Here is a 12477-nt window from a genome sequence, read left to right on the forward strand (position 1 = left end):
GTCCTGCACCGGGTGACGGACCACGCTCTCCACCTGCTGCATGCCGTTGTACTGGTATTCGGTTTGACGTCCGGCGTAGTCCTGCTGCTGCGTCAGCAGCCCGGCTGGCGTGTACTCAAAATGCCACTGCTGCCGGTTGCCGTTGGTGAGCGACACCAGCCGCCCGGCGCGGCTGAAGTCATAGCGCGTCACCTGTCCGGCCGGATCAATCGCCTCGGTGACCTGACCGCGTGCATTGAGCGTGACCCGGCGCTCCAGCATGCCATCAATATTTTGACCGCACAGCACCCCGGCTTTATTGTACTTAAACAACGTTTCCCGCCCGTCGGCGCGCACATAAGTTTGCAGGCGTCCCGCGGCGCTCCAGCGGTAGTGGTCGGTGTTGCCCAGTGCATCGGTGGTGCTGAGCAGTTTCCCGCAGGCGTCGTAGCGGCGGCTATCGTCCACAGGGCGTTGACCGCAACTGAGCATCACCGGGAAGTGGATGACTCAGACGGTGTTTGAGGTGAGTATGGGTATGCGCATTCGCGTGCAGGTAATGGACGGCTACCCTAAGATTTCAGCCTGGCCCGTGTGAATGAGGTAGTGAAAATCAAGAAAAAGGCTTTACTTTACTAATTGACAATTTATCTAAAACTCCCCGCATAGAAGATAAGTTATCTTCAATATCCCTCTCAACCTTATCAATAGAATACTCAGGTGAACCACCTAATACTTTAATTTTAATCAACTTCATTAAATAGACTAGTCTTGAGTCAAAGGAGATGGCTAAATCTTTGTTTTCTCCGCTAGCAACTGACTCAGCTAATTCCACTCCTTCCCCTGCCATAAAGCGATTATGAACATTATTTCTTATTTTTTTGGGCATACCTTCGCCGGAATCTAAAACACTCTTTATTTTCAAAATAGAATCGGTAAATTTTTCATCATCTTGCTTCAACAATGCCAACTGTGCTCTCAGAGAAATCGAAAACTCGATCCAAGTCCAATAATCATAATCATTATCAAACCCAATAGAAGATAGTTTTTCAGATATGATTTCAGCATCATCAAAATCATCATTTACATATTGAATAAATGCAAGTTTTGATAATGACTCAAGTACCATTTTTCCAGTTTTTAAATTTTTTGCTGGAATACTCTCAATCTTCGATTTTAAAGAAGAGGTTTTCTCAGATAACTCTGTAATAATATTCTCAAATTTCATTCCAAACCTTCTTATTCAACAACAATTTTTAATTTAGTACCATCAGGGAACGGTTTTAAGGCATTTGCTATTGAAGAGCCTGCACCTCGGTTATCACTTGGATCAATGTACCGCACACTTGCACCTTTCCCCCCCTCTTTGAACATCGCCATTGGGAACTCATCTCGATCATATCCTTTTAAGGTAGGGATTCCTTTAAGCGATTCAGTTCTGTTTATACTGGCAGATGCTCTATCTATAGTGAATATATCGCGATTATCAATGAAAATAACATCTTTAATATGACCGAATGTTTGCTTGTATTCTTTGTGAGTAAGTACCAGCACGATATCGTGAGTAACGCCATCTCCCTCGCGGACACTACATCCTTTCCAACCCAAAGGATCTACCCAACCTATAGGGTCTGTCACGTAAGTATAATTATTTAATCCACCCGCTAACCCTATCGGATCCAGCTGCGTATATCGCCCCCCGCACGGATCATAGTACCGGAAAGTGTTATAGTGCAGACCCGTTTCCCGGTCAAGGTACTGTCCCTGAAAGCGCAGGTTCTGCGGCACTTTCCAGTCAACCCCACTGCTTTCCCGCGTGGTGCGGCCCCAGGCGCTAAACGCCCCCTGCCACACGCTGTCACCCTGCCTGTCCGTCACCCTGTCCGGCAGACCATTGATCTCCGTGTGATACCAGTAAACCTCCGCGTGCTGCTGGCTGCTGTCGACCCGCGCAACCGGCTCGTAGCTGTTTTCCGCATACACATACTGCACGGCGGAGTCAGGTCGGCTGTCGCTGTGCTCACCCACCATCTGCATGCCGGACCACGCGTAGTGCGTGCATTCCGGCCGCGCCGCATGGCGCCGCCACACCTGTTTGCCGGTGCGACGCCCCAGCGCATCGTATTGATACTGCGCGCGGCTGTATTCGGCATCCCCTTCAATCAGCACCTCGCATATGCGGTGCTCTTCGTCGTAATTAAAGCGCTGCACAATGCCACGCTGGGTGTCATGGCGCTCCGTCATACGACCAAAACCGTCGTACTCCCAGCGGATACCCGCCAGACGTTTCAGCAGGTTATCCCACACCGGATGCAGATCCTCACCGGTGCGGTTATCCGCCGCGTCATACCAGAAACGCTCTTCGCCACCCGGCTGAATGCTGCGCGTCATTCTGCCCGCCGCATCGTAGCCCCACAGCGACTGGCTGTATTTTTCCGCCGGGCTGGCAGGTGCGCCATCCGTCACGATCTGCCGGATGATCTGATCGGCACGGTCCCACTGGTAGCGACGTTCAGACACCAGACGCTGCCGCAGATTATCAACGCTGCGTCGCCGGGTGATGCGCCCGGCAATGTCGTACTCCGTCTCCAGCTCCAGCTCACCCTGGGTACGGTGCGTTTCGCGATGCAGACGATCACGGCGGTAGCCCGCCAGTGCATACGTGCGCCCGCCCAGCGTCAGCTGCATCTCCAGCAGATGGCCGGTGCCATAGCGCAGGAACTGCATTTCGCGCCCGTCAGGGTAGACCGACGCGCTCAGGTTGCCCAGCGCATCATACTGATGGTGATAAGCGCCAGAGTGGTTCTGCTCGCTGACCAGGTTGCCCAGTGCGTCACGCTGAAACACGATCACTTCCGCATCCGCCGGTTCACACTCGCTGATCATCGCCTGCCTCCATGCGGCGTAGGGGAAACGATGGATCTCGGTGTTCAGCGCGTGGTAGTGATATTCGCTGCGATGCTGTGCCGTTTCGCGCGCCGCTATCCTGCCCAGCACATCGTATTCGTAATTCACCACCCGCGGTGCCAGCGGGCTGTTTGGCACCGGGTGGCTGATCACGCTCTCCACCTGTTGCACGCCGTTGTAGTGGTATTCGGTTTTACGTCCGGCGTAATCCTGCTGCTGCGTCAGCAGCCCGGCCGGAGTGTAGTCAAAATGCCACTGCTGCCGGTTGCCGTTGGTGAGCGTCACCAGCCGCCCGGCCCGGCTGAAGTCATAGCGCGTCACCTGTCCGGCGGGATCGATAGCCTGGATGACCTGCCCGCGCGCATTGAGCGTGACCCGGCGCTCCAGCATGCCGTCGATGTTCTGGCCACACAGCAACCCGGCTTTGTTGTATTAAAACAGCGTTTCCCGCCCGTCGGCGCGCACATAGGTTTGCAGGCGTCCCGCGGCGCTCCACGTGTTACCCTGCGCATGGGTGGTGCTGAGCAGTTTTCCGCAGACGTCGTAGCGGCGGCTATCGCCCACAGGGCGTTGACCGCAGCTGAGCATCACCGGGAAGTGGCTGACTCAGACGGGGTTTGAGGTGAGTATGGGTATGCGCATTCGCGTGCGGGTGATGGACGGCTACCCGAAGATTTCAGCCTGGCCTGTGTGAATGAGGAAGTGGCCCGCTATGTGCAGCAGAAGCGGGACGCCAGACAGACCCGACAACAGATCGAGACCTTGCTAGCGCAGGTCAGCGGCTGACGATAAAAGACGGAAAGATCATTCAGATCTCTTCTGGATTTTTGTAAACATTGTCTAACCATGACTATGCTCGTAATTCGTATAGATCTTTTGCTTCTTCATCCATATCCAGACTGCCAAGTGCTCCAAGATCTAAGCTATAAATTTTATCACTCTTATTCTTTAAGTTGATAAAATACCCTAGACCACCGTCTTGACCAATCAAAAAATAGTCAGGTTCTACATCTTGGACAGTATAGATTTCATTTCTCTCAGCGACACTCATAAAATTAAAAATAAAAACAGAATTATCTTGTTTATCTTTTATCTCATAAACATCTGCATCTTGTACTTCTTCAGATAAAAACCGCTTATAAGCACTTGGAAATGCTATATTTAAATTAATCTCTATAAATCTTAACTCTTCTAAAACTTTATTTTTATCCATTGAGACACCTTAACTTGTGCGTAATGAAATTTCAAATCTCAAACAATGGATTTTTTAGTTACTTAATTTGATTCCATCAAAGTAGTTATATGCATAGAAAAGTAATTTCTTAGCTGGTTACCAGGAAATTTATAATCAAGCATCTCTTGTTAGAGCCTGACAGGTTCTTCAGAAGATGCGGGTCGCGCTGGCGCGATGGGCTGCTGAAACGAAAATCCGGAAGGATCACAGAGATCGTTTTCGGCGTTTTGATTATTATACATCTCATTTATGATAACGTTAGTAAATTACTAATTTTCCTGCTGGCCATTTACCATCCCAGCCACAGGGTATATACCCTAATTCATATACTTTAATAATGGAATCAAAAAAATGTCACCTTTTAAAGGTTTTTTATAGGTATCTTACATCAAAAAATTAAAAAAATCCCATTTAAGATTATCTATTATAATATCCTCACTTACACCTTTATCTCTCAACAATGGAAGAAGCTCATTATCAATTATTTTTTTGCTTCTCGAACAATGACATTCCATTCCTGGTAATCCTTGGTATGTTTTTTCGCCAAGTGGCCAGTTATCTCATTACTGGCTTCAAGAGTAGTATTTTCCCAATCAATATTAGTTATTTCAGTAATAAAATCTGAATCATTTGTTAACTGCCTTACATTCTGCAAAACAGTTTTCTTTCCAATATTTATAAACCAATTAATTTTCAGCAGACGTTATATTGCTAATCTGGATATATTCATGGTTCCAGCTGATTTGTTATTGCTGTAATTCTTGAAATATTCCCCCCACCAACAACATCATACTCCAGACGGGTTTTTATACTATACTTTACTGCTGTATTAACCTCACCTGGAGTATAACCTGTCGCCTATAAAATATTAACACAGATAAAAATAACTTTTTAATATTTTTTCAGCACATTAGGGTTGAAGACTGAAAGTGTTCTTCCATCCCTATTAATTCCACACGGCATGCAGCCTTTTTTGAAAATTAAAAAAACCTCTTCTAGCATTGATCCCTCTAGATATCCCTTCAAATATCTTTGTGTTGCCACCCAGTTAAGCATATTAATAGCTTCATCAGTTACTTCATTAACAAATAAATCATATTCTCCATTGTCTATTAATCCATTTTTCTTTCTCAGTAAAAATGCCTTTCTCTTACGAATATTATCCTTGAGAACATCCCCCTTTAATTTTTTTGCGTTATCAATTATTTCTTTTTGAGAGTTTTTGTAATCTTTATCAAGAATTAAATCAGAGATCAACGCGGAGAAAAAATCACTCCAATTCAGGTATGGTTCACTCAAGTTTTGATCAAAAAGCAATTCCTTAGCTTTTTTTGGATCCAAAACAACATCATAATTTAAAAGGGGTTCACTTGTCCCCGATAGAAAAAGTGCATCATTAATAAAAACTACTGGTTCCATATAATCATCAGATTGAATATTCATTTAATCACCCAAAAATGTCTGACCACAAATTATATACTCTCTGCCTACCAACCTGTTCAATATCTCGACCAAAAATGTCAGAGTTATACATTTCTTTTGATCTTATTGGCACTCCATCTTGCATCCCGCGACGAGCAGTTTCCTGAATGGCACTAACCTGTTTAGAAATATTGCTAGAAGATTGGTTAATGTTAATTCTGTCGAGAGCGTCTTTAACAGCATCAGTATATCCATGATGATTTCCTTGATGTCTTGACATAGCACTTGTTGCATCATCCGCTTTCCGGAGAAAAATACCATTAGAAGCATCATCAATATAGTAGTTAATCTTCTTCAAGGCTGGATGATTGGCTAATTCTTTCGGAATAATATGGTGCGCCTGATAACCTTTCCAAGTTGTAGAGCGCGGGAGGCCCATAGACTCCATCATATTTCTTCCAAGTCGTGTAGAACATCCTTCTAACCCTAAGGGATCTATCCACGTTAGAGGGTTCATCACATAGGCTGTGACATTCAACCCACCCATCAACCCTATCGGGTCATCGGGGCGATTCCGGTGCGGCCATACTTTTCAGGCGACTTAACCTGCTGATATAACGTGACTTTATGATACCAGCTCTGCCGGTTTCTACCCGGGTTTTTCCCGATGCCCCGACGCGCACTTTTGGCCCGCACGCTACCGCCTCGCCGTGACTGGCCCTGTCTGCACCGCATCATACTAACAGCCTCCGCTTTACCGGCAACCCGGATACGGCGTGCAGCTTGCTGTGCGCCGTATCCGGGTTCTGCGGGCGCGGGCGGCACAGAGCCCGCTGGCGACGCCTGCGGCGCCTGGATTCACTGACGCGTGAAGGAGAGGTGGGTTTGCATGACCACGCCGGGCCGGGGTTCACCCACCGCACCGTGGCTCAACCGCCAGGGATGGCGGCTCGCCCGCGCTCACCTGCGGGGGCGCAAGACATAACGTCGATTATACGCTGACGGACCGCGCGCTGCGGCAGCATGGGGTGACGTTGCTGAACGGGACGCCGGCGTATAATCCCCTTCCGTTATGTTGAACGGACGCCGGACCGGCTACGGGACGCACAGCATGCACCGCCGCCTGCCGCCGGGCCGGGGGCCGTTTACCCCCGCACGCACTGATGGCCGGGGGCAGTCAGTGCGCAGGGACGCGCGCTGTCTGCCCTGCACCTTACCCACGGCCTCACAGCCTGCGCCCGCTAACCTTGCGCACTGTCCGGCGACACGGCCGCGCCGTCCGGCTCCGGGGCTTCCGGCTGCCGGGCTTTCTTTCTTCGCCGCCGCTCCGCCGGATGCGTCTTCTCATGCACGCGCTGCAGCGGCGCTATCGCTACCTTCGTGTAGATCTGCGTCGTCTCCAGCTTCTCGTGGCCCAGGATAGCCTGGATATGCCGCGTGTCCGCGCCGTTATCCAGCATCTGCGTTGCCATCGAGTGCCGGAAGATGTGGCACGCCCCCGGCTTGTCCAGCCGCGCCGTCTCCCGGATCACCTGTCCGGCCAGCCACGTCAGCGTCCCGCGTTTCAGGCCCGTTCCCCGGTTCGTCAGGAACAGGTGCCCGCTGTCCCTGTGCGCCGTCAGCCGGGGCCGGACGTCACGCAGATAGCGCTGCACCCACCCCAGCGCCGCCCGGCCTACCGGGACCACCCGATCCTTTTTTCCCTTTCCCTGCCGCACGTTCACCACGCCCCGCGTGAAGTCCACATCGCACAGCATCAGGCTGGCCGCCTCCATCCGCCGGATCCCCGTGCTCCAGAGTATTTCCAGCAGCGCCCGGTTGCGCAGTCCCAGCGGGGTTCCCGTGTCCAGGCTCTGCAACACCGTCCGGGTCTCCTGCTCGCTGAACACCTGCGCCGGTAGCCGTTTTTCCTCCTTCGGCAGCTCAAGCTGCTCTGCCGGGTTGTACAGGATAACGTGCCGCTTCAGCAGCCAGCGGTAGAAGCTCCGCACGGCGCAGAGGCGGCTCAGCTGGCCGTTCACCGCCAGCGTGTTGCCGTCGGCCTTACGGTACGCGCGCAGGTGACGCTGCCAGCCTTCCAGCACCGGCAGGCTTATCTGCGGCGCATGCATCAGCCCGCGATCCTCGCACCACACCACGAACGGCAGCACCCGATCGCGGTAGCCTTCGAGACTGCGCGGGCTGTAACCCTGTGCTTCAAGCTGTGCGAGCCACGCGCTCAGCTGCTGCCGCTGCGTGGCGTTCTCGTTCTGGCGGCGAAGATAAAGGGCTTCCGGCCCCGGCGGTATGGGTTTTGTCATGAGGGTTATCCTGATTGAGCGTTGATGCGGGTACGGTACGACAGAGGAAGGGTAAAGCAGTGGAACAGTGATTTTCGTGCTGCCCCGGCTTGCGGGGCGTTCAGGCCAGTCACGGCGCGGTCTGTCGGGGGTTTTCGTTACCCCAACCTGGCCCCAACGCCGGGGCAACTTCAGGGCAACCTGCTTTCATCAGGCCCCAACTTGCCCGGGTCATACGCGGGCTGTTCGTCCGGCTCGATCAGGCCGCACAGGTGCGCGCTGTCGCCGCCGCCGTCCCATAACAGCTCGTACTGCAGCAGGTGGCCGCGACTGCCGCCGTGCACGAGCAGGTATTCCATCTCACTCAGCCGCACGCAGTGCACCTTGAGCTGGTTGTCGCTCCACTGCGTGAAGTCGCGGATTTCGCGGCGCGTGAAGCGGACCACACCGGGCTTACAGTTGCGCGCTGCCGCCGCCTCACCGACCATCTTTTGTATCAGCAGCAGCAGCTTGCGCGTCTGCGGCGGCATCTCGTCCAGCGTGCGGCCGAGTATTTCATGCGCGAGACGGTTGGCGAGCCGGATATCCTCCCGCGTCACTTCGGTATACTCCACCACCTGCCCGCGATGCGTCACGCGCTTCACCTCCCGCTGATACTGGTGCAGCAGGGCCACGCTCTGTATCAGCGTCAGGTATTTCATGTGGTCGCGCCGGGTGCGCGTCTTGTCGCTCATGAACGTCAGCTGACGGGCGAACGGGTTTACCACGTTCAGCGGCCTGAGCAGCCGCTGCGCGTTCTGGTGCAGCTGCGTGATGTAGTGCTTTTCATTGCAGGCCAGCAGCCCCTCCAGCGTCTGCGCGGCCCGCTGCGCCGCGTGGATCGCCTCCGTCTGCGCCCGCGATTCGTTCACGGTCAGCACCAGGCAGCGGTTGAGCAGCTCCTCGTCCACGTCGATCGCCGTGGTGGTCAGCATCAGCATCACCGGGCCTTTGACGGTGTACTGCTTTGTCACCAGGTTCCCCGTCGCCTCGTCCTTGCCCGTTGAGGCGATGGTTAACTCACCGTCCGACTGCAGCAGCTTCAGCGCATACGCCGCCTGCCGCACGCCTTCTTCTTCCGCGATGGCGAGGATCTTGTGTTGCAGGTTCGTCTCGCCGAGGTAGAACAGGCTCTGCCCGGTCATCGCCGAGTACTGCATCCGCTCCTCCGGCGGGATCAGGTTCAGCACCGCGTCCATTAAGCTGGACTTGCCCGCCGCGCTTGACGACTGGATGAGCACCGCCAGGGGTTTTTCCAGCTTGCGCGACACGGCGGCAAGGTACGCGGCGGTGAGGTTAGTGGATTCACCCACCACGCCGCACGCCGCCATATCCGAGGCGATCCTCTCAGTCAGATCCGGCGAACGCAGCAGCGCAAGCGCCGCCGCCCGATCGTCATCAGTCATGTCCGGCGCGGCGTTCTCCGGTTCCGGGGCCGCCTGCCCGCTTTCGAGTGCCAGCAGCACCTTGCCCAGCGAGCGCCTGAGGTCGCCCTCGGCCAGCCCCAGCTCTGCCGCAGCCGCCCGCGCATACCCGCCGCGGGAGCGGGCGCTCATCATGTCCACGCTGTCCGCGAACACCACGCCGCTCTGCGTGTCCAGCACCTGCGCATTCACTTTCATCGCCGCCGCGTTTGCCCTGCGGCTCAGGCCCCGGATCGTCCAGCGCTCGCCGGGTAACGCGATCGTCAGCGCCCCGTCTGCCCGCGCTTCCACGCAGACGCCCGGGGCAGGCGATGCTGCCGCAGGAAGCGCCGCCACCGCAGCGGCTAAGGGCAGAACCGTCACCGGCGCGGCATCCGGCACCGCGGGCTCGATCGCCTGAACGCCCGCTGTATCCTGCATCGCCACCGCACCGTCGATCAGCATCCCGAACGCCTGCGCAGGCTCCGCCACCTGACAGAGATAGCCGTTTGCGTCCATGTCTGCCGGGAACAGCACCCGGAACGACGCGATCCCGTCGGCGGCTAAGGAAGCAGCCAGTTTCACCGCCGCCTCGTTACCGGCGCTGTCGTTGTCGAAGGCGATCAGCACCTGCCGCACGCCGTGGTGTCTGAACGCCTCCCGCAGCTCAGCGGTGACGCCGTTTACGCCATACGCGGCGGTGACGGCGCGGCACCCGGCGACCCAGAACGACATGGCGTCGATCAGCGATTCGCACAGGATCACCGTTTTCGCGCCGATCAGCGCCTGCGCATTCCATACCCCGCCGTGCGGCCCCGGCAGGTACAGGTGCAGCGGCGTGCCCTTACGCAGATCGCTGTTGATCTTGCGCCCGTACACTTCGCGGATCTGACCGTTCAGATCGATAACCGGCACGACCAGTGAGCCGTGGAAGTGCTCATGTCCGGTGTCACGCAGCATGCCGATACCCTGCAGCCGGGCGCGGATCTTCCCGCCCGACTGCACCTTTTTGGCGGGCAGGCGGTAGGCCAGCGTGCGGTTGGCGAAGCCCAGCCGGAACTGCGCGACCAGCTCAGGGTGGTTAAGGCGGCGCTTCTCCAGGTACGCCACCGCCTCCGGGGCGTTCAGCAGCGTGTGGTGGTAGAAGTCCACCACGCGGGCAAGCAGCAGCTGGCGTCCCGCCTCGTCTTCCGCGAACATTTCCGGCTCATGCTGCGTGACCAGCGGCGCGACGGCGGGGTTGTCGCCCAGCGCGCTGCGCAGCCGCTCTACCGCCTTGCGCAGGCTGAGTTTTTCGGTGTGCATCACCCAGTCCAGCACCGAGCCGCCCGCGTTGCAGCCGAAGCAGTGGTACAGGTTTTTCGCCGGGCTGATGCAGCAGGAGGGGGTTTTCTCGTGGTGGAACGGGCACAGCGTCACCAGATCCCTGCCGCGCGTCATCAGCTGCCGCCCCTGCGACTGCGCGACGGCGGCGAGGGCCACGGCGGCTTTCAGGTGCTGTAACTCCGTTTCTGCGATGCGTGCCATAAAACTGTCCTTTTTAAAACCTTGTCAATGCCCTGCATGGATATTATTACATGCTCCATATAGGACACTTCGTCAAGTCTGTTCAGAACAGGGGGGATAATGGAAGCCATCATGCACAACGAAGGAACCTTCTGGATGAGCTTTTCCACCCGTTTTCTCCAGCTGCGCAGGCAGCACGGGCTGACCCAGCCTCAGATGGCTGACAAAGTAGGCATTCATCTGACGCAGGTTCGTCGCTACGAGTCAGGCGAAGCGCAGCCCTCTTTAGACATTCTCAGGCGTATCGCTGTGACCTTCAACGTGACGGCTGACTGGCTGATATTTGAGGAAGGCGAGCGGGAGCCGCAGGATGAGCTGAAGCTGAAGTTTGAAGCGGTCAGGCAGATGGACGCAGAAGAGCAGAAGTCGATCACGTCGATCCTCGACGCGATGATACTGAAGCACCAGGCAAGGCGCGTGCTGGGCTGAGCCGGTTTTAGCGCGGTGATAAAGGGCGGACACCCTTTATCACCGCTCACCACAGCAACTAAGCGAGGTAGTTATCATGGCTGGAACGCATTCTAAGTCAGGCACCGCCGCAGATAAAGCGGCAAAAAGAGAACGACAGTATGTTGTGGGATACCGCCCGCATCGGGGAGACCGGAGCACGCCGCAGGTGAACATGACCGGGAAGTGGCTGGCTGAGATGGGGTTTGAGGTGGGGAGGCGCCTTCGCGTACAGGTGCTGGACGGCTGTCTGCTGCTGATCCCCGAAGATCGCAGCGTGGCCCGTCTGCACGAGGAAGTGGCCCGCTATGTGCAGCAGAAGCGGGATGCCAGACAGACCCGGCAGCAGATCGAGACGTTGCTGGCCCAGGTCAGCGGCTGACGGTAAAAAGCCGGAAGGATCGTTAAGATCGCTTCCGGCTATTATTATTCGTAGACTTTTGCAGCCATTAAAATATCTGCAAAAACTTTCCAGTTCGTATCCTTTGGCAACGGCTGGTTAGTATTTTCATAATACCCATCCATATCCTCTATCCATGAAGCTATAGCTTCAAGATAAGAGCTGAGATCTTTATTTTCCCATTCATCAGGGTTGTCTTTAAGATCTTTCGCCAGAGCTGCTATAAGTTTAACAAGCCCATCTTTACTGCTAACCGGTAATAAATCATCTAACATTTCAGCCACCTATAACTCTCTTAATACCATCACCCATTTTAAGAATGATACTTTTTCCATCTGTTTTCGTGGTCATTTTCCACATTTGGCCAGCAATTTCCTTCTCCGTAGCCCACTGCACCGGTATTTCTTTCAGCCCTGACAGTTTGAATGCAGCCAGTCTCCTGTGGTCCAGAGTCCATAATTTTCCGCTTGAGTCTTGCCAAATTTTAATTGCCGGTAAATCAGTGGGCTTAAGCGTACCGTTTTTAAGAGCAGCTGCGTTATTAAGAACGGTATGTTCGCCCGTTTGATTCTTAATTGAACTTTGCATGAAATGGATATCGTCAGGATTCTTTGTAAAGCTCCCACATTTACTCAACCCCAACGGGTCGATCCAGTTAAGTGGGTTCGGCGCGTACTGGTATAAGTTTAACCCGCCGTTTAGCCCAATCGGATCCAGCTGCGTATACCGCCCACCGCACGGATCATAGTACCGGAAAGTGTTATAGTGCAGACCCGTTTCACGGTCAAGGTACTGTCCCTG

At 54.4% G+C, this 12477-nt stretch carries 14 protein-coding genes; 3 read left to right on the forward strand and 11 right to left on the reverse strand.

The genetic code is table 11. From position 1 onward, the window contains the following. The 4 genes from VH86_RS24185 to VH86_RS26400 form a co-directional block, all read right to left on the reverse strand. Nucleotides 1-447 (reverse strand): hypothetical protein (locus VH86_RS24185; RefSeq protein WP_231647396.1); only part of this gene is annotated, 447 nt, incomplete at its 3' end. Between the two features lie 145 nt (nucleotides 448-592). Beyond that, nucleotides 593-1207 carry a DUF6707 family protein gene (locus tag VH86_RS24190; RefSeq protein ID WP_045834384.1) on the reverse strand — a complete coding sequence of 205 codons (615 nt, stop codon included), beginning with the start codon at nucleotides 1205-1207 and terminating at the stop codon, nucleotides 593-595. A gap of 11 nt (nucleotides 1208-1218) precedes the next feature. Beyond that, nucleotides 1219-3276: an RHS repeat-associated core domain-containing protein gene (locus VH86_RS24195; protein WP_369800381.1), complete on the reverse strand. Its 2058-nt coding sequence runs from the start codon at nucleotides 3274-3276 to the stop codon at nucleotides 1219-1221. A gap of 42 nt (nucleotides 3277-3318) precedes the next feature. Next, entirely contained in the window at nucleotides 3319-3477 is a 159-nt protein-coding gene (locus VH86_RS26400) for a hypothetical protein (protein WP_369800382.1), read from the reverse strand. A gap of 10 nt (nucleotides 3478-3487) precedes the next feature. Between VH86_RS26400 and VH86_RS26405 the strand changes: the two genes are divergently transcribed. Beyond that, a complete protein-coding gene (locus tag VH86_RS26405; protein ID WP_353655839.1) occupies nucleotides 3488-3580 on the forward strand; it encodes a hypothetical protein in 93 nt (30 codons plus the stop codon). A gap of 156 nt (nucleotides 3581-3736) precedes the next feature. Here the strand turns inward: VH86_RS26405 and VH86_RS24200 are convergent, their stop codons facing one another. The 5 genes from VH86_RS24200 to VH86_RS24215 form a co-directional block, all read right to left on the reverse strand. Continuing rightward, on the reverse strand, nucleotides 3737-4099 hold the full coding sequence (locus tag VH86_RS24200; protein ID WP_038646174.1) for a hypothetical protein: 363 nt from the start codon (nucleotides 4097-4099) through the stop codon (nucleotides 3737-3739). Between the two features lie 912 nt (nucleotides 4100-5011). Continuing rightward, nucleotides 5012-5563 carry a hypothetical protein gene (locus VH86_RS24205; protein WP_045834385.1) on the reverse strand — a complete coding sequence of 184 codons (552 nt, stop codon included), beginning with the start codon at nucleotides 5561-5563 and terminating at the stop codon, nucleotides 5012-5014. Nucleotides 5564-5567: 4 nt separating this feature from the next. Then, on the reverse strand, nucleotides 5568-5993 hold the full coding sequence (locus VH86_RS25375; protein WP_072050642.1) for an AHH domain-containing protein: 426 nt from the start codon (nucleotides 5991-5993) through the stop codon (nucleotides 5568-5570). A 790-nt stretch (nucleotides 5994-6783) separates the two neighbouring features. Continuing rightward, entirely contained in the window at nucleotides 6784-7842 is a 1059-nt protein-coding gene (gene xerC, locus VH86_RS24210) for a site-specific tyrosine recombinase XerC (protein WP_045834386.1), read from the reverse strand. A gap of 170 nt (nucleotides 7843-8012) precedes the next feature. Further along, on the reverse strand, nucleotides 8013-10790 hold the full coding sequence (locus VH86_RS24215; RefSeq protein ID WP_045834387.1) for a DNA primase: 2778 nt from the start codon (nucleotides 10788-10790) through the stop codon (nucleotides 8013-8015). Between the two features lie 135 nt (nucleotides 10791-10925). Here VH86_RS24215 and VH86_RS24220 point away from each other — a divergent pair, with 135 nt between their 5' ends. Both VH86_RS24220 and VH86_RS25380 read left to right on the forward strand, forming a co-directional pair. After that, on the forward strand, nucleotides 10926-11258 hold the full coding sequence (locus tag VH86_RS24220) for a helix-turn-helix domain-containing protein (protein WP_045834390.1): 333 nt from the start codon (nucleotides 10926-10928) through the stop codon (nucleotides 11256-11258). A gap of 76 nt (nucleotides 11259-11334) precedes the next feature. Then, nucleotides 11335-11658, forward strand: a complete 324-nt coding sequence (locus VH86_RS25380) for a SymE family type I addiction module toxin (RefSeq protein WP_045834388.1) — start codon at nucleotides 11335-11337, stop codon at nucleotides 11656-11658. 44 nt (nucleotides 11659-11702) lie between these two features. Here VH86_RS25380 and VH86_RS24230 read toward each other — a convergent pair whose 3' ends face one another. Further along, on the reverse strand, nucleotides 11703-11951 hold the full coding sequence (locus VH86_RS24230; RefSeq protein WP_045834389.1) for a hypothetical protein: 249 nt from the start codon (nucleotides 11949-11951) through the stop codon (nucleotides 11703-11705). Between the two features lies 1 nt (nucleotide 11952). Next, a partial coding sequence (locus VH86_RS25575) for an RHS repeat-associated core domain-containing protein (protein ID WP_197080245.1) occupies nucleotides 11953-12477 on the reverse strand: 525 nt, incomplete at its 5' end.

The sequence above is a fragment of the Pantoea sp. BL1 genome, from assembly GCF_000963985.1.
Classification (GTDB): domain Bacteria; phylum Pseudomonadota; class Gammaproteobacteria; order Enterobacterales; family Enterobacteriaceae; genus Pantoea; species Pantoea rwandensis_B.